Source organism: Planctopirus sp. SH287 (genome assembly GCF_056500625.1).
The window spans coordinates 366,359-387,581 of the sequence record NZ_CM151403.1 but is presented as its reverse complement, the minus strand read 5'-3'; the positions used below and the strand labels follow the sequence as shown (position 1 = coordinate 387,581).

Annotated in this window: 17 protein-coding genes; 6 read left to right on the top strand and 11 right to left on the bottom strand. The window is 51.7% G+C overall.

Annotated elements, in window-relative coordinates; all coding sequences use genetic code 11:
- Positions 1-35 precede the first annotated feature (35 nt).
- The 3 genes from SH287x_RS01385 to SH287x_RS01375 all read right to left on the bottom strand — a co-directional run bounded on the left by SH287x_RS01385 (position 36) and on the right by SH287x_RS01375 (position 2,417).
- Positions 36-479, bottom strand: coding sequence for a hypothetical protein (locus SH287x_RS01385; protein WP_479516648.1), 444 nt, complete (start codon positions 477-479; stop codon positions 36-38).
- A gap of 100 nt (positions 480-579) precedes the next feature.
- Entirely contained in the window at positions 580-1,575 is a 996-nt protein-coding gene (locus SH287x_RS01380; RefSeq protein WP_479516647.1) for a DUF1559 family PulG-like putative transporter, read from the bottom strand.
- Positions 1,576-2,105: 530 nt separating this feature from the next.
- Positions 2,106-2,417 (bottom strand): DUF2798 domain-containing protein, encoded by a 312-nt coding sequence (locus SH287x_RS01375; protein WP_479516646.1) that lies wholly within the window; start codon positions 2,415-2,417, stop codon positions 2,106-2,108.
- A 234-nt stretch (positions 2,418-2,651) separates the two neighbouring features.
- Here SH287x_RS01375 and SH287x_RS01370 point away from each other — a divergent pair, with 234 nt between their 5' ends.
- On the top strand, positions 2,652-3,536 hold the full coding sequence (locus tag SH287x_RS01370; protein WP_479516645.1) for a LysR family transcriptional regulator: 885 nt from the start codon (positions 2,652-2,654) through the stop codon (positions 3,534-3,536).
- 340 nt (positions 3,537-3,876) lie between these two features.
- On the opposite strand, the gene SH287x_RS01365 is transcribed toward SH287x_RS01370, so the two are convergent.
- Both SH287x_RS01365 and SH287x_RS01360 read right to left on the bottom strand, forming a co-directional pair.
- Positions 3,877-5,925: a site-2 protease family protein gene (locus SH287x_RS01365; RefSeq protein WP_479516644.1), complete on the bottom strand. Its 2,049-nt coding sequence runs from the start codon at positions 5,923-5,925 to the stop codon at positions 3,877-3,879.
- Positions 5,913-7,058, bottom strand: coding sequence for a 1-deoxy-D-xylulose-5-phosphate reductoisomerase (locus SH287x_RS01360; protein ID WP_479516643.1), 1,146 nt, complete (start codon positions 7,056-7,058; stop codon positions 5,913-5,915). The genes SH287x_RS01365 and SH287x_RS01360 overlap by 13 nt, the downstream gene beginning before the upstream one ends.
- 413 nt (positions 7,059-7,471) lie before the next feature.
- Here SH287x_RS01360 and SH287x_RS01355 point away from each other — a divergent pair, with 413 nt between their 5' ends.
- Both SH287x_RS01355 and SH287x_RS01350 read left to right on the top strand, forming a co-directional pair.
- A complete protein-coding gene (locus tag SH287x_RS01355) occupies positions 7,472-9,040 on the top strand; it encodes a sodium:proton antiporter (RefSeq protein WP_479516642.1) in 1,569 nt (522 codons plus the stop codon).
- Positions 9,041-9,401: 361 nt separating this feature from the next.
- Complete coding sequence (locus SH287x_RS01350; protein WP_479516641.1) at positions 9,402-10,679, top strand: TerC family protein; 1,278 nt, start codon at positions 9,402-9,404, stop codon at positions 10,677-10,679.
- Between the two features lie 252 nt (positions 10,680-10,931).
- Here SH287x_RS01350 and SH287x_RS01345 read toward each other — a convergent pair whose 3' ends face one another.
- The 3 genes from SH287x_RS01345 to SH287x_RS01335 form a co-directional block, all read right to left on the bottom strand.
- Positions 10,932-12,047, bottom strand: coding sequence for a response regulator (locus tag SH287x_RS01345; protein WP_479516640.1), 1,116 nt, complete (start codon positions 12,045-12,047; stop codon positions 10,932-10,934).
- 275 nt (positions 12,048-12,322) lie between these two features.
- Positions 12,323-13,234: a phosphatidate cytidylyltransferase gene (locus tag SH287x_RS01340; protein ID WP_479516639.1), complete on the bottom strand. Its 912-nt coding sequence runs from the start codon at positions 13,232-13,234 to the stop codon at positions 12,323-12,325.
- A gap of 194 nt (positions 13,235-13,428) precedes the next feature.
- Positions 13,429-13,872, bottom strand: coding sequence for a hypothetical protein (locus tag SH287x_RS01335; protein ID WP_479516638.1), 444 nt, complete (start codon positions 13,870-13,872; stop codon positions 13,429-13,431).
- Between the two features lie 133 nt (positions 13,873-14,005).
- On the opposite strand from SH287x_RS01335, the gene SH287x_RS01330 reads away from it, so the two are divergent.
- Positions 14,006-15,343 carry a glucuronyl esterase domain-containing protein gene (locus SH287x_RS01330; protein ID WP_479516637.1) on the top strand — a complete coding sequence of 446 codons (1,338 nt, stop codon included), beginning with the start codon at positions 14,006-14,008 and terminating at the stop codon, positions 15,341-15,343.
- 454 nt (positions 15,344-15,797) lie between these two features.
- A complete protein-coding gene (locus SH287x_RS01325) occupies positions 15,798-16,814 on the top strand; it encodes a DUF4142 domain-containing protein (protein ID WP_479516636.1) in 1,017 nt (338 codons plus the stop codon).
- Positions 16,815-17,094: 280 nt separating this feature from the next.
- Here SH287x_RS01325 and lpdA read toward each other — a convergent pair whose 3' ends face one another.
- Entirely contained in the window at positions 17,095-18,477 is a 1,383-nt protein-coding gene (lpdA, locus tag SH287x_RS01320) for a dihydrolipoyl dehydrogenase (protein ID WP_479516635.1), read from the bottom strand.
- A gap of 424 nt (positions 18,478-18,901) precedes the next feature.
- Here lpdA and SH287x_RS01315 point away from each other — a divergent pair, with 424 nt between their 5' ends.
- Positions 18,902-20,140 carry a sialidase family protein gene (locus SH287x_RS01315; protein WP_479516634.1) on the top strand — a complete coding sequence of 413 codons (1,239 nt, stop codon included), beginning with the start codon at positions 18,902-18,904 and terminating at the stop codon, positions 20,138-20,140.
- A 160-nt stretch (positions 20,141-20,300) separates the two neighbouring features.
- Here SH287x_RS01315 and SH287x_RS01310 read toward each other — a convergent pair whose 3' ends face one another.
- Both SH287x_RS01310 and SH287x_RS01305 read right to left on the bottom strand, forming a co-directional pair.
- Positions 20,301-20,798, bottom strand: coding sequence for a hypothetical protein (locus SH287x_RS01310; RefSeq protein ID WP_479516633.1), 498 nt, complete (start codon positions 20,796-20,798; stop codon positions 20,301-20,303).
- A complete protein-coding gene (locus tag SH287x_RS01305; RefSeq protein WP_479516632.1) occupies positions 20,795-21,223 on the bottom strand; it encodes a hypothetical protein in 429 nt (142 codons plus the stop codon). Before SH287x_RS01305 ends, SH287x_RS01310 begins: the two co-directional genes overlap by 4 nt.

The window sequence follows — 21,223 nt, the reverse complement described above, 5'->3', positions numbered from 1 at the left end:
ACTGACTTTACATAAAACCCACGCCTGCGCCCTGGTTATTGACTGACCAGTTTCAGGTGAAGGGGCTTCAGATCCTCACGAACCTCCACTTCCAGCCCGGAAGTTGTGATGTCCCCATATTTTGCGGGAATTAAACTTGATGAGCGGCGCGGCATCACTCCTCCACTTTCCGGTAAGGGAGCATCATCTGGAGTCGATTCGATCAGGATGATGTACTTCCCGATGACAACCCCAGGAGAAGAGACCGTCGTCAGCATCGTGAACTCGCCATTTTTAATATGGCCGACCGCAGGCTGACCAATTTTTTCATCAACAGGAGCGAACAAAATAGAACCACTCGCCAGTGGCACATCATCCAATGTCACAGTCCCGGTACAGGGCATGAGATCAGGAAGGGGACGTTCACCAAATCCACAACCATTTCCGGTTGTTAATGCCATGAAAAGAAAACACAACAGCCCTGCTCGAGACAAACTCACGTTATATTCCTATCACGACCGGAGGCAGAACAGACTGCTGGAAACAATAAATATAAATTCGTAGCTGCTGACTGGAGTCACAAGGTCGCTCTAAGAAAGTTCAGAAGTCACCAACAGCATTGCCGTCCGCCTTATTTCCCAGATTGTTGTAGGTAACGAAATCAATGTTATTGCTGATGAATCGCACCGATCCGTCGGCCAATACGGCATGAATTCCGCCCACATGATGGCTGCTCGCCCCCCCATTGCTTCCATAGGCTGTATCACTGGCGAAATTGATACTGGGACTGTTTGGCTTTAGACCGGTTATTGCTCCCTGCCAGTTCCAACTGTAGATACCAGTGTAATAGAGCAATTCACTTCGCCGCTCCAGTAACAGGAAAGTATTGCTGGTTCCATCCGTGACATCGCGTAATCGAGTCGAAACCACGCCTGTTCCTGAAAATAAACCCGGAGCCTGTTCGGGGTTATGCGTGTAGATCCCGCTGTTGGCAACAGCGCAGTAAGTTCCGGCAGCCGGACAGTCAGGGGGCCTTGCGAAAAAAGATCCCCCCGTTCCTGGCGCTCCGTTCTGGTTTGCTCCCCCGAGGGAAGGAGCATAACACATGATCTGGCCGTTCATGATATTGAAATTGCTGCCCCGGTGAGTCTTTGTCTGCCCGCAATAAGGATTGCTGGGGCACGACTGAAAAGAGTATTTGCGATCGATGAGAAGTGCATAATTGGTCGGAGAACCAACGGCATTATTATTATTGTGAACGTTGAAATTGATCTGACTATACAGAAGTGCCTGATCAAGATAGGGCAGGAGAAATTCCGTCCAGACATGGACGAACCCAATGGCAGGAAAATGCGAGGGGGTTCCCACTCCACCAGAAGTATAGCCAGTTGTCGCATAAGGAAACCTGCTGCAATTATCGTGGTAATTATGCAGGGCCAACCCCAGTTGCTTCAAATTGTTTTTGCACTGGCTGCGGCGGGCGGCTTCCCTGGCCTGCTGCACTGCTGGCAATAGCAGGGCGACGAGCACGCCAATAATGGCAATCACAACCAGCAATTCGATCAGAGTGAACGCCGATCGGCTTCCCTGTTTCATGGCTTGGCCTCCCCATTTCAACAAAATTGGTGTGTCGTACTCCGAACAAGGAATCCGGCCATCACGTCAGAGGTACAACGCTATGGGAATAACTTGTAAGTTCTTGGAATACCACAAGAACATGAAACTTCAACTAAGATTTCGCTAAATTGATGCTCGTGAATTGCCTGCTGTGAAACCCACTCTCTCTAACGAAGGGAAATACCAAGACGGCGCCAGAGACAGGAATTTCCTGCAAGAGCAACAAGTGATGCTTGAATTTTGATTTGTCAGATCAAAGCAATCGGCGGCGTGAAGGTGAACGTGCCTGAGAACAAGTTCGACAACCCGTCAAAACAGAGTGTGATAGCTCTTTTTTTGAGAGAGCAGGAATCACAGCTTGGCCACTATGCTTACGAGTCGTTTGCAAGACTTTTTCTCCATCGTAGCCCTTGTCGGCAAGAATCTGTTCTGCAGCTAGACGCCCTTCTTCGCCCAGATCTGGAACCCCCACCGTCCACCAGTCCTGGGCTACGGCAGAGTTTGGATCGTTAAGTGTTTTTTTCAGCGTCCAAACTCAAAAAGCTCTGAGAATTTTCTGGGGTATGCATTGGCAGGGATTGATCATGAGACCGGGGAAATGCAGATCGATTTTGATTAGTCCAGGCGTGCGACCAACGATGGATACTTGGACCAAATGTGAAGGAAATGATTGCTGCGGCAGGCCAGGCCAGTAACCAGGCGGACATCCAGCGGCTTACAAATCCTGTAGCCATTCCAATATTGATAAAAGTAACCCAGGCAGACATCAGAAAAGTCAATATACATGACATGGTGACGGCAAAAACAATTCGCTGCTTCATTGATCTTCTCTCCCTATTGGAATATTTGAGTTCTTTGCTCCACATCAACGGAGACGCTCAAATCGTAGGCAGACCAAAGAGAGCCGGGTATGGAGAAATATGAAAACGTGCTTTGCAGATTTGCAAAACACGTTTTCATACTCCCGAGCCAGTTGTTGTTAAAATTCTCCCTCCTGTGATAACAGGAAGCGTACATCATAATTTGTTGCCCCTGATTTTAACGAAAGGGCGCCGATGTTGGACAATTTTAAAGCCTTTGTCACTGCGGCTGAATATGGCAGTTTCACCAGCGCGGCCCAAATCATGAAAATGACGATCTCTACCATGTCACGACGGGTGCAAGAATTGGAGGCACACCTGGGAGCTGAGCTTTTCCACCGAAACTCTCAAGGGCTTTCATTAACAATGACCGGACAGATGTACTATCAGGAATGTGCGCCATTCGTTCATGAGTTGGATATCAGAGTAAAAAATCTTGAAAGTTCCATCAGAAGCCTGGAAGGCAACCTTACGGTCGCGATGCCAATCAATATTGGCAGCGGCCCATTGAATAAGTTCTGGGAGCGATTTTCCGTTCGCTATCCTCAAATCATGTTGAAAGTGCATCTGATTGACCCGATGAATGATGCGTCAACGATGCCTTTCGATATTGGAATTCAGTCCGGAGTTAATCGCAATTCGCCTTTGATTCAGGAACGAATTGGAGAAATCGACTTGGTGCTAGTGGCCTCTCCTCTTTACAGCGGTCATCTCCCGCAAAAAATCGACACATTAAATCAATCCATAAGCGTCGCTGCTGATCTATTTAGCCAATGGAAACTTATTAATGGTGATCATCAGGAAGTAATTCAAAAACAACATCTCCATTCCAGCAACGACATGAATGTGGTGCTGAGTCTGGTTAAAGCAGGGGCAGGGATTGCACTACTGCCACAAAGTATAGTTCAGCAAGAAATAGAGAACGGAAACCTGAAGCGTATTTTAAGCGACTGGTCGGGCGAACCGCGTGAGATATTTCTGGTTTGGCCATATCAGCGAACCCTGTCGGTTCGCGCCAAATGCTTTCAGAAAGAATTACTCACTTTTCTTGCTGAGCAATCGTGGTTCCGTAGTCGATAGCAGTCGGCAGATTGGCTCAGACATGGCTTGCAGCATCCAACCACACTTGAAAAGTGTCACATGATCTACGCGAGGTTTTTTGAACCAGGATATCGCGCTGAAAGCCAAAACACGTAATGGCTGTCACATTGCCTAATTTTGTGCTGTGACGGAGTGGCGAGCCGCACGATTCAAGGCTCTTTGTGCCATGTTTATAGCAATGAATGACATGCCGTAATGTGAACACCGTTCAACGTTATTATAAACTTTACAGGGCATGCTTGCTCAATGTCGCAAGCATGCCCTGTAAATAATAATGATGATTTCACGCCCCATGGGCATGTTGATCTCTGACGTGCGATTAAAACTTATGCACGAACAGATCAAGGCAGATGACGAAGAGCATCAGGCCCAGAACAAAGAACATGCCGATATAGGTTGCAGCAATCTGGACTTTTTCATTGGGCTTCTTTCGGGTAATGGCTTCATACGCCAGGAAGACCATATGCCCGCCATCCAGCATCGGGATGGGCAGAAAGTTGATCACCGCAAGGTTGGCGCTCAGGAAACCCAGGAAAATCAGCAGTGATGAAATCCCCAGCTTGGAGATTTCATACGCCGCACGAGCGATACCTAATGGGCCGTGGAGTTCAAAAACGCTCAGATGTCCCGTAAATAAACTGCGCAAGGTCATATAGATATTGAGAACGGACTTCTCCATCGTAGCAAAGCCCATCTTGATGGCTTCGACAAAATTGGAAGCCTGCTCCGGAGCTTTGGCGGGATACATGAAGAAACCCCGCTGAGGGATCGGCCATGTGTTGTCTCGCACAGGATCCAGCACAATTGTTCGATTTTCGGTTTCATCCTTGATGGTCAGCGTGACCTTTCTCAACGGGAAGTTTTGCATTTGAATGAATGCAAATGCCCAGTTATTCACGTTGTTTTCCCGGTCATCGCCAAGGTCAACCTTAATGGTGCTGTTCTGCAATGTGGTCGTTTCTTCGGCACTGGGAACGAGCACCATTTTGAGGACTCGCTGGCCGGGCTTAATCCCCGCCTGTTCGGCAGGAGACCCCGGTTCAACGCTGACAACCACGGGCACAACCTGTAAAGCCACACCAATTGCAGGAACGGAGAGTGAATCTCCGGCACGCAGTGGTGGATCGAGCCAGCCGGGATTGGCTTCTGGAGTCACCTTCAGAACGACGTCCTGATTTCCGCCGCCGGTCTTTTGGCGGGCAACGGTAATTTCAACCTCTTCGCCGGCCATCCGGTGCAGTTCATCAGGGAGTTTCAACGGATTGAGTTCCGTCCCGATGGCACGATTGCCCACTTTGACGATTTTATCTTTTGCCAGGAACCCGGCCTTTTCCGCTGGCGAACCTTGGCGAATGGCGGTGATTGGCCCAGTGTCCATCGACGCCCCCAGAGTCCGGAAGAAGCCGGCTTCCAGCTTGGATTGAAGCACTTCGCCGGGAGCATCCAGATCAGCCCGATCGTTTTTCCCGACGGGAGGACGTTCCACCGTCAAAGTGACAGGTTCGCCAGCCTTCTGGACAAACGCGTCCTGCAGATCCTGGAACGACTTGATTTCAGTCCCATCGACATGCGTAATCCGATCGAGACCTTGCAGTGGTGGGGAGGCTGAAGCTGCGGGGGTGCCCGGCAGAGCTGTTGGATCACCATTCTGGAATTTCATCAGCCGCAAACCATTGGAGTAGCTCACTCCGATCGATGGCCGGTTGCCTGATGTGTCGGGCACCACAACCGTCTTGAATGGTGTGCCATCGCGATGCTTGCCTTCCACTTCCAGCGGGCCTGTTGAAAGAGCCGCCCCGATGGAAATGTCTTCAAAAGAGCGAACAGTCCGTCCGCCCAAACGCTCGATACGATCCCCGCGTTCAATCCCGGCAACCCAGGCAGGGTGGCCCGGTTCGACATTCCCCACGATGGCAGGAACTGATTCCACCCCCATCGCAAAGGCGATCGCACAAAAGAGCAGGCCAGTGATCAAATTCATGATCACGCCAGCAGAAATAATGGCCATCCGTTGCCAGACGGGCTTAGAGGAAAATGATCGGGGATCGGCAGCGATTTCTTCACTCGTCAGTTGACTGGGGTCGGCATCATCCTGCCCCAGCATCTGGACATAGCCACCAAAAGGAATTGCTCGCAGGGCATAGACAGTCTCACCCCATTTTTTTGCGAGAATCGCCGGGCCAAAGCCAATGCTGAACTGTTCAACATAGACGTTGCACCATTTGGCAACGGCAAAGTGGCCGAGTTCGTGGAAGAAAATCACCATCCCCAGCCCCAGGGCGACATACAGGATGTTTTGAATGCTGCTCAGCGTATTGGCCAGCAGGCAGGGATTCATATGAAAAATAACGAACTCTAAGCTTTCCAACGTCGCGTCTCCTCGCGCGCCCAGACATCCAGCGACAATAACTCTTCCAAAGAAGGACTGCCCGAATGTGAGTGCGCAGCTAACACTTCCCCGCAAACTTGGGGGATCTCCATGAATTTCAAATTGTGATTCAAAAACCGTTCGACGGCGACTTCGTTGGCCGCATTGAGAACAACACCACTGCTTCCACCACTCGCTGCGGCTTCAAAACCCAGCTTCAGAGATGGAAATCGCTCCAGATCCGGCGGAAAGAACTCCATCGTACGACAGACTGACCAGTCCATCTTACGTGCAGAACCCGGTTTTCGCTGGGGCCATGATAACGCATACTGGATAGGGAGTCGCATGTCAGGGGGGGAAAGCTGGGCAATGACCGAGCCATCCACGTACTCCACCATCGAATGGACGATTGATTGAGGATGAACAACCACACCCAATTGATCAACAGGAACATCGAACAGCCAGCGGGCTTCGATGATTTCCAGTGATTTATTCATCATGGTGGCGCTATCAATAGTGATTTTACGCCCCATTTGCCATGTCGGATGAGCGAGTGCCTGCTCCACAGTAACCGCTTGCAGGTCTGCCATCGAAGCGGTTCGGAATGGCCCGCCACTGGCTGTCAGGTGGATTTTTGCAACTTCGTGTTTGTGACCACTCGCCAGGCATTGAAAGATCGCGCTGTGTTCGCTGTCAACCGGCAAAAGCTCGGCCCCGTGTAGTCTGGCGGCCTGAGTGATCAGCGGGCCGGCCACCACCAGACTTTCCTTGTTGGCGAGAGCCACGCGTTTTCCAGCCTGTGTGGCCGCCCAGGTTCCTCGAAGTCCAGCAGCACCGACAATCGCAGAAACGACAATCTCAACATCCTGATGGGAGGCCACCCGTTCGATCCCGGATTCACCGAAGATCAATTCGGTCTCACGGGGAAACAAAGAACGGTCGACTTCGCCTTTCAATGTTGTGTCGGCAATAACAGCAAATCTTGGTCGAAATTCCTGGCATTGAGCGGCCAGAATTTGCACATTTCGGTGAGCGACCAAAGCAAACACACTGAGGGATGCATCGGCACGAACAACATCCAGTGTGCTGAGGCCAATCGAACCGGTTGAACCCAGCAGGGCAATCTGCTTCATCAGTGGGAAAAACCTTCGACCAACGGCCACACGAAATAAATCCCGGAGCCTGCCAGCCAGTCTCCGCCAAAACCAGTCTTCGTTAAACAGAACGTTCCAGTGATCGTGGAAATGGGCTGTAAGTTCCCTTGTGGAGTAAGCTTAGGAAACCGGGGAAAACTCAGCAAGGCCTGTTCAAAAGGTGACAAAACAGAAGGCCAATTCCAGGCAGTCCCAACCAGGAAACTCTTGCCAAGAGTTGATCCAAAGGCTTCTGGCATGTAGACCAGTCATTATGATTGCCAGCAAATCTCACTTTTTGCCACAGGAATCCCACAATGACAATGGCTGTGAAGACCGTGGCGACATGCAAACCCTCCTGTTTCCTCGGATGTTCCCCAGCAATGGTGAGGGGGCATGGGATAAGCAGCACGATGGCCATTCTGGCCCTGTCGCTAATGACCTTGGTGAATAGTTCGGCCGTGGCCTGGGGACAGGATTCTGAAGCCGGAAACAACTCAGCCATCAGCCAGGCAGTCCCGTCTTCAGTAACTGATGACCGTCAGATAGGGACTTCCAATCGGGATGCTGCCGGGCAGGATGTTTCCGTGCAAGATGCTCCCGTACCAACTCATGGCCAGGCCGATGGAGGGGATGAGCATGGCGAGGAACATCATTTGGCGCATCCTCCTCTGGGAAAGCTGGTCTCTCGATTTTCCACCATTCCGTTCGCCCTGCTGCTCCTTTCCATTGCCGCTTTTCCGTTGATCAACCCTCACTGGTGGGAGCATAACTCCAATAAGGGGATCATCGTGGCGGTCTTGTTGCTTCCCATTGCGATTTATCTGTTCGTACTTGGTGAAGCTGGTTTGCATGCCCTGGAGCACAGCGGCAAAGAATACATCTCCTTCCTGCTTTTACTGGGAGCATTGTTCATCATCAGTGGCGGAATTTATGTCCGTGGATCACTGGTGGGGACACCCATTGTCAACGCGACGATTCTCGGGATCGGCACTCTCATCGCCAGCTTTGTCGGGACGACAGGAGCCTCGATGCTGCTGATTCGTCCGCTACTTCGGGCGAATGCTTCACGAAAAAAAGTGACACACACGGTTGTCTTTTTCATTTTCATGGTCTCCAACAGCGGAGGATTGCTGACACCACTGGGCGACCCCCCCCTCTTTCTGGGATTTCTCAAAGGAGTCCCTTTTGAATGGACATTCCGGCTTTGGCCTCAATGGTTGTTCGTCAATTTGATTCTGTTGACCATTTATTTTGTGTGGGATCAGATCACAGTTCGTAAAGAGCCGCCGCTGACGACAGAGGCTTCCTCCACGAGTTCAGAAACTCCGGGGCTTGAAGGATGGCATAACCTCCTGTTTTTGCTGGGAGTGGTTGCCGTCATTTATGCAGGGGGACAAGGGCTTCTGAATGGCGGTCAGGCGTGGCCTTGGGGGATTCAGGAAATTCTGATGCTGGCCCTGCTGCTGGGCAGTTTTCTTTCGACTCAACCCGCCCTGCGAAAAAAGAATCAGTTCAGCTTTGGGCCGATTATTGAAGTGGCGGTCTTGTTTGCAGGGATCTTTATCACAATGATCCCGGCGATTGCCATTCTGAACGTCGAAGGAAAACAACTGGGGCTGACCGAACCCTGGCAATACTTCTGGGCGACCGGCATTCTCTCCAGTTTTCTGGATAACGCTCCCACATATGTCACTTTCGCCGCCACAGCAGCGGGGATTGCCAATGTTCCCCTGGAAGGGCCTTACCTCCGTGTTTTCCTGGAGACCGGCCCCGATGCCCACGCGATTCTGGCAGCAATTTCCTGCGGCGCCGTCTTCATGGGTGCAAACACCTATATTGGGAACGGGCCAAATTTCATGGTCAAAGCCATTGCAGAAGAAAATAACATCCGTATGCCTTCGTTTTTTGGTTACATGGCCTATTCGGGACTGATTCTGCTCCCCGTTTTCGGACTGCTGACCATCTTTTTCTTCCTTTAGGAAAAAGGCTGCCCTAGCTTCTTTTGCCCAAAGATACATGTTCGGATTGCCAGTAACCTTGCTGCGATTCTGTGGAGTTCTGCTGAATTTCTTTCTGAAGCGACACCACAAATCCTCGGGAATTTCGTCATAACTCACCACGAAATATGATCTTTTTGTCGAGAACAATCGTTATGTGGCCGGAGAGAAGATTCTCAGACAGTTCCCGCATATGATCTGGTGAAATCTGGTGATCACTATTTTTCCATGAGATTCAGTGACTCAGGTCAGGATCTCGTGGTGGGGGATCATGGAAATTGCCCAGGACTTGTGGGCCGACGTAGCGTTAGTCTTTGAACATTGATGTTTTTCGGGAACTGTCATGACGGTAGTGGTCTGGGCTGGATTCATCATCCTTGTGCTGTTGATCCTCGCCTTTGACTTGGGGGCGTTCAGTCGTGGCTCGCATCGAGTCATTAGCGCCCGGCAAGCGCTGTTCCGTACAGCCGTTTATTTTTTCCTTTCCTGTCTGTTTACCGTCTTTGTTTATTTCGCTTACGAGAAGCATTGGTTTGAGTTAGGTCGCTGGGAACAGCCGGCGGTTGCATCCTCCAGCGAGTCTCCGACCTCCGCTGGTAATGACACGAAACCCGCACAGAGCGAAGTCTCATCTCCCAGCCCAGAAGCAGCAGGCAACCCGGAAGATGCGGGTCAGGAAGCTACGACGGATAAAGCTCCTGCCGCAGCTTCGGAGCCAGTCGCATCTCATGCGTCTCCAGCGCATGCCCCACCGGCGGCAAATTCGTTCCAACGGATTGAAATTGCGTTCCCGTTTGAAGGTAGTTCTCACGCAGACGATGACGAGGTCGCTTCAGGACTTCCTGAAGACGGACGCGAAGCAGCCACCATGTATTTCACAGGATACCTGGTCGAGCAGAGTCTCAGCATGGACAATATTTTTGTCATCGCGCTGATTCTCTCCTTTTTTCAGGTTCCGGCGGCCTATCAGCATCGCGTCCTGTTCTGGGGAATTTTAGGTGCTCTCGTCATGCGCGGCGTGATGATTGCCTTGGGAGCCGCCATTATCCATCGCTTTGACTGGGTGATCTATTTCTTTGGTGCGCTGCTGATTTACACCGCAATTAAAATGCTTGTGGCTCAGGATGAAGAACTGGATCTTGAGCAGAACCGCATGGTGAAAATGATTCGCCGCCTTGTCCCTGTTTATCCAGGTTTTGTGGCTGATCATTTTTTCACGCGGCTAAATGGCAAGTTTGCCGTCACTCCGCTGTTCATTGCTTTAATGATGGTGGAAAGTACCGATTTGCTATTTGCTGTCGATTCCATTCCTGCGGTCTTTGGAATCACGCAAGACCCGTTTCTGGTCTTCAGCTCCAATGTTTTTGCAATTCTCGGCTTGCGATCACTGTATTTTGCATTGGTTGACCTGCTCGACCGTTTCCGTTTTTTGAAATACAGCCTGGTGGCGATTCTCTTCTTTGTTGGCTCAAAGATGATGATTCACCACTACATCGTGTTCTCGCCGATTGTGTCGTTGCTGGTGATCGCCGTCTTTCTGGGATTGGGCATCGGGGCGTCATTCGTGATTCCTGCTCCCCCTCATGAAGAGAAGCCAGCACCTGCGCAAGAGCCAAGTTGAGTTCTTACCTGATCAGCAGGTTAAGCGTTAAGCCATGAGCAGATCCAACGGGCCTGCTGACGAGTTCAGCGGAAAAGGTGGATCACATCAGAGTGTCAAGACTTGTGATCCACGCCGATACCAGTGCATTGTCAAAGTTGAAAAGCAGGGTTGAACAGGTAGTCAAGTCCGACAACGGAGGACGTTGCGGCGACATCAACCCCTAAGACAAAGCCGTGACACGGCACCAGGAAGCCCAATCAGGAAGCCCTGTCAAGAAGCAGAAGATTGGTAGTAGCGGCTCAGTTCCTCAGAGAGTTCGTTGAGTTCACGTTCAAGTTGAGTCAACAGTTCTGACGTCTGGAAGAGCTGGCCAGTTCGTCCTGCATCTTCCAGATCTTTGGCCACGTCCAGTACGCTCGATGGACTGAAAGTCGCTGCTAACCCACGGATGTTATGCGAAAACCGCTGGATTTCTAACGGTGACTCCCTTTTGATCGCATAAGTCAGGTCTTCAAGAATTCGTGGTACTGACTCGACAAAATCTTTTGCGAGAGCCTTTAACAAACGCGAGTCCGCTCCGAGATTCCGCAAGACGCGCGCTTCATTAAAGACCTCTTTCCGGACAGAAGACTCTTTTGTGGAAGAGGGGCTTTCTTCAAGGGAGGACACCTTGTTTTGACGGCGGAGATCGTTAGGCATTCCGCTTTGAGAAGCTGGCCTCTCCTCAAATTGAACGGCCCCCTCAACACTCAATCGGGAACTGAAGTTGGAATGTCGTTGCGGAGCGTTCGGCCACGTCTGTTGCCAATCTCCGTTTGAGGAAGAAGTTGGCGAGGCCACAATCCATTGAGAATCGGTCTCAGAGGAAGTGGGGAGAGGTTCATCTGGGTGTTTATTTTGTTTGGAATCCACAATCTCCCAGACGCTTTCATGAGGACTACGATTGATGGCATCTGTCGATGCAGAGTCCTGAACACGATCAGGATTCATGGCCTTGGAAGGAGACGTTCTCCGAGGTCGCTGGGCCAATTGCTCAACCTGTGCCACCAGGGTCTCTGCTGAAGTGGGTTTCAACAGGATGCCATCCATACCCGCATCAAAACAGGCACGAGCATAATCGGGTTCTGTCAACGATGTGAATGCCAGGATGGGAATCGTCGATCGCTGCTCATCCGGCATTTTACGAATGGCCGCAGTCGCTTGTAACCCATCCATCACAGGCATGTGAACGTCCATAACGATCACATCGTAAGCCCTTTTCTGGAGCTTTTTTAGAACTTCCACCCCATTACTTGCAACCTCGACAGCATGCCCTCGCCGAATAAAAACTTCTGCGAGAAACCGCTGCATGGTGGGGATGTCTTCTGCTGCCAGAATTTTTAACATTTCCTTTACTCCCCGATGAATTTCGGGCATTTTTCAAAGAAATGAACAGCTAATCATGCGCCACTTCTGTGAGCTGAAGCCGAGGTGCAGAAACCTGCATCAGTCGATGCGGCTGTAACTAACTTTGAAGTCATGACTTAGAGTGTTTTGTCGATTGCCGGAGCAATTTTCAAAAATTGAAGCCGGAATCAAATTGCAGGGTTTCTTTGATCGGCTAGGGGACAAACAGAGATCCGCAAAGGGTCAAGCTGAGGGAAAGCACTTCAAAGAGAAGATCAGTTTCCTGGCAGTTTCCAGGTGGCCAAGGGAATGGCTTTCCACAAAATGTAGGCGATGGGTGCGGAGTAAATGATGCTGTCCAGAAGATCCAGCAAGCCCCCGAATCCAGGTAACAATCCTGCCGAATCCTTCTTGCCAAGATCCCGCTTGATCAAAGACTCACACAGATCACCGATCAGGCCGACAATGCCGATGATCACGCCATAAAGGACAGTCCAGTACCATTCGGGCGCCTGCCACTCTTGATTGAAAAGGGGCGTGGCATAGGTCAGCCATAAATAGGCACCCAATGCTGAGCCAATCAATGCTCCACCGGCTCCTGCATAAGTTTTCCCGGGAGAAAGAAGTGGCACCAACTTTCGCCGGCCAAATAACCGACCAAAAGTATAGGCTCCCGCATCTCCGGCTTTCGTCACGATTACCAAAGACCCCATGACGAGATATCCTGCATCCGCACCAGCGACCCATCTCAACTGGGCACAAACCCCCAGCAGAACACCGACATAGCTGACAATCATCAGCTCCGCGCCGAGTGTTTCCATGCTCTTTCCGGGTTCGCGGTATCGATACGCGGAAAGGAAAAACATGATCAGAATCGAAAGGGAATAGGCCAGCATGACCTGAGCCAGCGTGTTGCCGTCATCGGGAACATCGATCGGAAAAATTCGTGACCGGCCAAACCAGGCTGCCGAGGTCACCAGCATGCTCAGAGCGCAGACAGTCAACCGATGAGGAGTGAAGTTCCGCGTCTGCAACAGGTCGCATAACTCGTCGGCACCACGGTAAGCCAGCACACAGCCAAAGATCAGCAGAATGGGAGCTGAGCTTCCAAAGGAATGATCCAACGCAAAGATCCCTGCCAGAAGAGGGATCAGAATGGCAGACATCGCCAATCGCCAGCGAAGCATTGTAGGCCCGTAATCCTGAAGGTGAACCTGCTTAAAGCCAATACGATTGGTTAACTCATGCTTGTGACAACGACTGGTTGATGCCGGTCTACCATCACATTCAGAGAGTTCCACCGATAATGAAGTCTGCCTGATTCCGTGATTTTTCGCCACTCAGGCGGCTTTTGCAAACGAAAGTCCATTTGCTGTACCGCTTACGCGACGAAAAGAACCACATAGCCCACACTCAGAACGGCACCAAGCATGGCCGTTCCAAAGAGCGCCCAGTGCAATCCACTCCAATCTCGTGTTGATTCATCATCGGTATTAGCTCCTAAATGATGCGCTGATTGCCACATCATAACGATGACCATGATGTACCTTGTTCTCTGTCCTCCCGGGATTCCAAACAACCAATTTCCCAGCCAGTCGAACCCTCGTAAAAAGAAATACAACGCTACTGCTGCAACGAAGCCCCCCAAGATTACTTTCGACAGTTCAAAGAACAAACTGCGCCATGGTGTTGGTGTCCGGGTTTTGTACTTGCCTCCTTTGACTGCCAACACTTTCCGTCGTTGAACATGATCTTGTGCCAGAGCATTTTTGCCTTGTTCTTCGATCGTTATTCGCTCCTGCTTTCTGGTTTGTTCGGTTCGCATTTGTTTTATTTCTTTCAGCGAGCGAATTTGGCAGACTCAATACCGCTCAAAATGAGATCACGCAATCAGTACGCTTCCTGCAGATAAAGCCATCATATTCAACGTGAGACAACACTTCATGAGCGAGCCGACCATGAATCATACGCTTTTCACTGCATTGACAAGGTGTGGGGCCATCCTGCTGGGCGCGATGTCAGTCTCTCCTCTTTATGCACAGCCCCCCTCCTCCAATACGCCCGCAAAGGTTATCGCTCAGGCAAAAAACGTTGCGACCGATTGGTCAGGATATCCCCTGATGACGGATTTGCCAGATCTCTTCACTGCGCAGGATGGAACCCAAGTGACCACTGCCCAGGACTGGAACGCCAAACGGCGGCCTGAACTCAAGGAGTTAATCCAGAAGGAGATGTTCGGCTACCTGCCAGCGGCCCAACCCTTTGAAGCCAAAGTCACCAAAATCGTTCCCGACGCATTGAATGGAAAGGCCACTCTCAAAGAGATCAGCCTGAAATTCACAAAACTGCCTGCCGACGCCCCAGAAATCCGGCTGGCTCTCTGGATCCCCAACGCCAGAAAGAGTGAGAAAGTCCCCACCTTCCTCACTCTGAACTATTGCGGGAATGCCAACGTCACGTCAGATCCCCAGACCACCATCCACACCGATCGGTTCTGCTCAAAACCGGAAATGGTCGGCAAGCGCGGCGTTCAGGACAAATTCTGGTGCGTGGAGCAAGTGATTGATCGTGGTTATGCCTTCGCGACCTACCACGAAAGTGATGTCAAATCCGATAAGAATGAGTGGGAAACCGGGCTGTTTCCATATCTGAAAGATCCAGCCATCCCCACAGGCTCTCAGCCTGCGACCATCGCTCTCTGGGCATGGGGACTTCATCGTTGCCTCGATCAACTGGAAACCGAATCCGCTCTTGATCCCCAGCGTCTCTGCCTATTAGGTCACTCGCGTCGAGGGAAAACCGTACTTTTTGCCGCGGCGATGGATGAAAGAATTGCTCTGGTGGTGCCTCATCAATCGGGAACAGGTGGAATGGCTTTAAGTCGAGAGAACCACCAGGAAACGGTCGAGCGGATCAATCGCGTCTTCCCGCATTGGTTCTGTGGTGAATTCAAAAAATTTGGCGGCAACGAAAACCGCCTCCCGTTTGATCAGCATACCGTGGCGGCTCTTGTCGCTCCTCGTTTGTTGCTCGATACGGAAGGAGATCAGGATGCGTGGGCGAACTTTCCCCGCTCTCTTGATACGGTCAATGCGGCTGCTCCCGCCTGGACGCTGCTGGGGAAGTCAGGCGTGGTGGGAGCCGGGCTGATCGCCACCACCGACAATCTTAAAATAGGAAGCGTGGGTCATGTCGTGCAGTTGCGACTTCCCGAAAAGCATACTTTGACGAACCAGTTCTGGGCGGGAATTCTCGATTACGCCGACGTCATGTTGCCAGCTCACCATACACCTTGAATTGTTGTCCCGTCATTGATGAAAGCGGGCAATGATCGCCAGTCGTTCATCGCGCCTGTTGAAGTTTCAAGTCGCATGATCGCCGGTCGGCTAGAGGTCGCTCGGCGATTTGTTTTTTCGTGGGTGAAAGTTTCTTTCTCACGTGAGAATACCGCCTGATATGCAGGGCGGAAGTATCCCTGTCGACCTCATTTTGATTCCCTCAAAAAACAGCTTATATAGCCGTGATTTTGGGGCCGAAAGGAGATTTCTCAATCGGCTTAAACAAGACCCTAAGCAACACTGAATGGCCGCTTCCGTTCGATGGTCAGACTACTGGTGCGTGGTTATCTCGGCATGCCGATTGCGATGCCGTTCGGATGCTCAACTCTCGCTCGGAAGGATCAGGAGGGTCGCTCAATGTCGGGCGAGGCCTTCATCGTGTGGGAGTTTGTTTTACCATTGGAGGTTCACGATGCACGTTCACAAGAGTCTGCTGGCCACTGGTTTGTCCCTTGGCTTAGTTGCAGTCGCTAATGCCCAACCCCCCGGTGCTCCCCAGCCTGTGACAAATGCTCCCCCTGCAAGGAGCATAACCAACATTCAAACTCCGGTGGGAAATGTTCGGGTTCAGACAAACACGCCACCTCGCAACGCTCCACCTCGTGCCGATGGTACGGTTGACCCTAACCGGATCGACCCACGAACCGGTGCTCCTTACACATCCGGCACACAGGTTCAAGTCGGCCCTGGTGGAGTCGCTGTGGGGGCCAGACCTGCACAGCAACCAGCAGCCAATATTGAGTCACACGTCGTCAATTGCCTCATCCTGAAGAATCAGGAAGAAATTGAACTGAGCAAGTTCGCACAGAATGAACTGAAAAATGAAAAGGTCAAACAGTTTGCAGCACAACTTGCTGCTGACCATCAGAAGGCTGTCGAGAAGCTTCAATCACTCAAAAGTTCTCAGGTGACTCAGGCTCAGCAGCCTGCCGCAGGCGAAACGTTCGTGGCGACTGAAGCCGTCACGGTTCCTGTCGCTTCCACACCTGCCCAGCGTCGAGCCGAACGTCAGGTCGATCGCGCCGAACGTCAAATCGAGCGTGCCACAGGGGTGAATGTCGAAGTCGCTCCTAACACCCCAACTCCTCAGCGACAGGTTGTAGGATACCGCGGCCGGGTTGTGCTGCAGCCACAGTATGCGGGACGTACCAACGAAGGGGATCAATTCCTCCAGATCCAACAGGACATCGCTCAGGAATGTCTTGATCTGGCTGTGGGTGAATTGATGCAATCCAAGGAAGACAAAAAGATTGATGAATGCTTCCTGGGGATTCAGGCCGGCATGCACATGGGAATGCTGGCTCAGTTGACCGCTCTGGAGAAACACACCAACGGTGAACTTCAGAACTTTGTGGTTGAAGCCAAGGCCACCACTCAGCAACACCTTGATCTTGCCAAGAAGCTGATGAAGGACATCGAAAAAGAGTAATGGTTGCTCAGCTTCGATCATCTGAATGATCGAAACCATCACTTGATTTTCGATAGCTCCCTGACGATTCGTCGTTGGGGAGTTTTTTTGCTTTTTAAGCGATGAAAGCCTCCTGCATTGTCAAAGTATAAAATTCGGGTCTCTTCTGTTGTTAAGTCCGACAACGGAGGACGTTGCGGCGACGTCAACCCGAAAACAAAGCCGTGACACGGCACTCCGGTCTCATTCAAGAGACCGGAGGCTTTCAAAAGATACTTCAACACTTAACCCGGATAAGGGTTTAGAAGTGGATCGCACGGCCATCAACAGCCAGGGCCGCTTCTTTCACGATTTCCGCCAGACTTGGATGAGCGTGCGACGTCCGGGCAATGTCTTCACTGGAAGCACCAAATTCCATGGCCAGGGCAGTTTCAGCAATCATGTCGCCCGCATGGGCACCAATGATATGGACACCCAGCACGCGATCCGTTTCGGCATGAGCCAGAATCTTTGCACGCCCTTCTGTGGCAGCAATCGCCTTGGCTCGTGCGTTAGCAAGATAAGGGAAACTCCCTTTCTTATAGGGAATTCCCTGCTCTTTGAGTTGGTCTTCGGTTTTACCGACACTGGCAATTTCAGGATGTGTGTAGACAACAGCGGGAATGGCGTCATAGTTCACATGGCAATGGCCCCAGACGATCCCTTCAGCGACTGCCATCCCTTCTTCTTCCGCCTTATGGGCCAGCATGGCTCCACCGATGACATCGCCAATGGCATAGATGCCGGGGATCGTCGTCTGGAAGTGTTGATCCACCTGAACCCGGCCGCGAGCATCATGAGCCACATGCACGCCATCAAGGTTCAGATTTTCGGTATTCGGGAGGCGACCAACAGCCAGCAGAACGCGATCACAAGTGATAGGTTCGGCTCCTTCGCAGGTGACAACGCACTTGTCCCCTTCAACCTTGGCCCCGGTCACCTTGGTTCCCAGACGGAACTCCAATCCTTGCTTCGTGAAAATCTTCTGAGCTTCCGTGGCAATCTCGGTATCCATTCCCGGAAGGATACGATCAAGGTATTCGAGGACGATCACCTTGGCACCCAACCGGTTCCAGACACAACCCAATTCCAGGCCGATCACACCTGCGCCAATGACAACCATCGTCCCGGGGACTTCGGCATAAGACAGGGCTTCGGTGCTGGTGCCAATCCGGTTTCCATCGACTTCAACGCCCTTCAGCGGAGCCGACTTGCTGCCAGTGGCAATCACAATGTTTTTACAGACGATTTCTTCTGGCTTATCGCCTTCCACAGAAACCTTGCCAGAGGCGATAATTTTTCCATGTCCGAAATATCGCGTGATCTTGTTCTTGCGAAACAGGCCGTCAATCCCCTTGGTCAGTTGGGAGACGATGCCATCTTTTCGTTTAAGCATCGCAGGGAGATCGAGCTTGACGGAATCAAGGCTGATGCCGTGCTCTGAAAGATGGTTTTTGGCCATCTGGTAAAGCTCGCTGGATTCAAGCAGAGCCTTGCTGGGAATACAGCCGACTCGCAAGCAGGTTCCGCCAAGAGCCGATTCTTTCTCGATACAGGCGACGTTCAGCCCCAACTGAGCAGCGCGAATTGCGGCAACATATCCCCCCGGCCCGCCACCGATCACCACCAGATCATGCTCTTTCATTGAGACAGTCTTTCCTGAGTTTTATTGAATTGATTTTACCACGATTTGAAGCTCTCCCACCGATTGTGGGGGGCGTGGGAAGGAAATGCAAACCGATGGATGAAACGCCGTAGAGTGGCCTCTGCCTGAGTGCATAGTCAAAGTTGAAAAGCAGGGTTAAACAGGTAGTCAAGTCCGACAACGGAGGACGTTACTACGCATGAAACCCCAAGATAAAGCCGTGTCACGGCACAGAGGAGGTTGGCAAGCGAAATTTAGCAGACCTTTCCGATGGCTCACGTTGTTCCAATTCCTTTTTGTTCGCGCAATTCACCAGAGAAAACGGTACAACAGGCCTGAAACATCAACCCTCACGCATATGACAAGAGGGCTGATTTTGCTGCGCCCGCCGATCCCTGTTCTGCACTTTGAAGGACACCTCGCCATGCTGCCCCCCCAAAGCGGATCCACTTCCCACCCTCTGATCTCTCCTCTGACATTCTGCACGAAATGCTGCCTGGGACTCTCGCTGACATTGGCTCTGATGATTTCTGCCCAGGCACAGGAGTCCGGGAAGCCAGCGGCTGGCACATCGGCCCATGGGATTCCTCAGATCGATCTCAATGATCGTGCTGATCTGCAAGTTGTCGTTGATCGGGAAGCGGGACAATACCTCGGGCATCCGACAACGCTGCTCCTTGAAGACGGCAAGACCATTCTATGTGTCTATCCCAAAGGGCATGGCAAAGGGGCTGTCATCTACAAACGAAGCAGCGATGGTGGCAAAACATGGTCAGACCGGCTCCCCACGCCGCAGTCCTGGGAGACTTCTAAAGAAACTCCCACGCTGCACCGGGTGGTTGATGCAACTGGCAAAAAGCGAATCATCATGTTTAGCGGCATGTACCCCATTCGCATGGCCCATAGTGAGGATGATGGCGCCACATGGTCAGAACTGGCTCCCGTTGGTGAATGGGGTGGCATTGTGGCCATGGCCTCTGTGGTCGAAGGGACGACTCCCGGCCATTACCTCGCTCTGTTCCATGATGACCAGCGATATTTTTCAGCCGACGGCAAAGGGAATGGCGGCAAAGTCCTCCCAGGTTTCACGCTCTATCAATCACGTTCGACAGACGGGGGATTAACGTGGGGAACCCCCACGCCGATCTTCAACTCGAAGGAAGTTCATCTCTGTGAACCCGGGGCGATTCGCTCACCAGATGGGAAGGAAATCGCCGTCATTCTGCGGGAAAACCGCCGCGTGAAAAATTCACACATCATTTTCTCCACCGATGAAGGCCAGACCTGGACGACTCCTGAAGAACTTCCCGCCACTCTCACAGGCGATCGTCATACGGCAAAGTATGCTCAAGACGGACGACTGGTCATTTCCTTCCGCGATGCACCACCGAAAAGCGTCAACAGTCCGACAGCCGGCGACTGGGTCGCCTGGGTGGGACATTACGAACACCTCAAGCAGGGCCATCCCGGTCAGTACCGCCTTCGCCTGAAAGACAACACACATGCCTGGGATTGTGCTTATCCCGGAGTAGAAGTCCTGCCCAATGGTGACTTTGTCCTCACCACTTATGGCCACTGGGACAAGAACGAAAAACCCTATATTCTCAGCGTCCGTTTGAATCTCAAGGAGACAGATCAACTGGCGGCTTCATACTCTCGTTAAGCCCCTTTACCCTAGCATGCCGCAGCCGGAAAAGAGATGCCAGAATGGGCACGTGCCGCACCAGATCATCTGGCCGGCACGTTTTTCTTTCGCCTGACTTGTCAGCAAGGTCAAACTTTGATCAGACAAGGCGATATCTACAGAAATCTTACAGAGATATTCAGGTCGCTGTCTCCGGTTTTTTATACTTCGCTAACACTTCTGCAACGGGAACCGTGACTGAGCGGCGAATGACTTCGTGCCTGGGCGGAAAATAGAACACGTGCATTTCGATCTTTTCAAAAGGCGAAAGGTTCTGCCGCTCCGCGCAGACCTTCAATACGGCATCGCGGAATTCTTCAAACTTCGTGTTCTCCTCTTCGGGATTGAAGGGCACACGGATCGCAATCCGCAAAACGGCCGGTTCGTTCTTACTGCGGCCTCCCTCCACTCGCGGCAACGATCCAGGAAATTCTTCTCCCAGAGACACTGTCAACACACGAAATGGCTTCGTCTGGTAATTCCAGTACACGGCCACAGACGTGGCAATAGTCAGCCCAAACACGGCCATCGCAATCACAACATATCGGCCGTCAATGACCACGCCTGTTAAGCCAGACCCGTTACTCTCCTCTGTGGACTGAGCAGGCGTTGTTGAATCATCAGAAGAAGAACTCATGGAGCGTCCATTACGGAAGGGATTTCAGTCGGGATTGGTCGTCCTTGATCATAACGAACTTGGCCCGCGCGGTTGATCGAAAAGCGGGTCGGTCGATTGGCAACTTCCCAAAGCTGGCCGATTTCCCCAGTGGGATCACTGACAATCACGCCGCCATAGCGTCCGTCCTGATCCATCAGTTCACGGATAACTGGCGGTAAAGAGGTCGTCAAAATAATCAGTTGTCGCTCTTGCCACGAGGAATTCGATCTCAGCGGCTCTTGCAATGGTTTCGTCAATTCTCTCTGGAGCGACACGATGGCAGATTGCGAGGCGGCCGTTGTGATGTCGCCAAGAAAAAGCAGATCAATTTCATGGCGCCCAATCATCGACTCCAGCCGGAACATCCGATTTCGCAGATCCAATCCTTGAAAATGAGGCGCCAT

Bases quoted from the DNA above. Each gene is read 5' to 3' on its own strand.
- SH287x_RS01380 (WP_479516647.1), bottom strand. From the start codon at position 1,575: ATGAAACAGGGAAGCCGATCGGCGTTCACTCTGATCGAATTGCTGGTT.
- SH287x_RS01375 (WP_479516646.1), bottom strand. From the start codon at position 2,417: ATGAAGCAGCGAATTGTTTTTGCCGTCACCATGTCATGTATATTGACT.
- SH287x_RS01370 (WP_479516645.1), top strand. From the start codon at position 2,652: ATGTTGGACAATTTTAAAGCCTTTGTCACTGCGGCTGAATATGGCAGT.
- SH287x_RS01360 (WP_479516643.1), bottom strand. From the start codon at position 7,058: ATGAAGCAGATTGCCCTGCTGGGTTCAACCGGTTCGATTGGCCTCAGC.
- SH287x_RS01355 (WP_479516642.1), top strand. From the start codon at position 7,472: ATGGCCATTCTGGCCCTGTCGCTAATGACCTTGGTGAATAGTTCGGCC.
- SH287x_RS01350 (WP_479516641.1), top strand. From the start codon at position 9,402: ATGACGGTAGTGGTCTGGGCTGGATTCATCATCCTTGTGCTGTTGATC.
- SH287x_RS01345 (WP_479516640.1), bottom strand. From the start codon at position 12,047: ATGTTAAAAATTCTGGCAGCAGAAGACATCCCCACCATGCAGCGGTTT.
- SH287x_RS01340 (WP_479516639.1), bottom strand. From the start codon at position 13,234: ATGCTTCGCTGGCGATTGGCGATGTCTGCCATTCTGATCCCTCTTCTG.
- SH287x_RS01335 (WP_479516638.1), bottom strand. From the start codon at position 13,872: ATGCGAACCGAACAAACCAGAAAGCAGGAGCGAATAACGATCGAAGAA.
- SH287x_RS01330 (WP_479516637.1), top strand. From the start codon at position 14,006: ATGAATCATACGCTTTTCACTGCATTGACAAGGTGTGGGGCCATCCTG.
- SH287x_RS01325 (WP_479516636.1), top strand. From the start codon at position 15,798: ATGCACGTTCACAAGAGTCTGCTGGCCACTGGTTTGTCCCTTGGCTTA.
- lpdA (WP_479516635.1), bottom strand. From the start codon at position 18,477: ATGAAAGAGCATGATCTGGTGGTGATCGGTGGCGGGCCGGGGGGATAT.
- SH287x_RS01315 (WP_479516634.1), top strand. From the start codon at position 18,902: ATGCTGCCCCCCCAAAGCGGATCCACTTCCCACCCTCTGATCTCTCCT.
- SH287x_RS01310 (WP_479516633.1), bottom strand. From the start codon at position 20,798: ATGAGTTCTTCTTCTGATGATTCAACAACGCCTGCTCAGTCCACAGAG.
- SH287x_RS01305 (WP_479516632.1), bottom strand. From the start codon at position 21,223: ATGGCGCCTCATTTTCAAGGATTGGATCTGCGAAATCGGATGTTCCGG.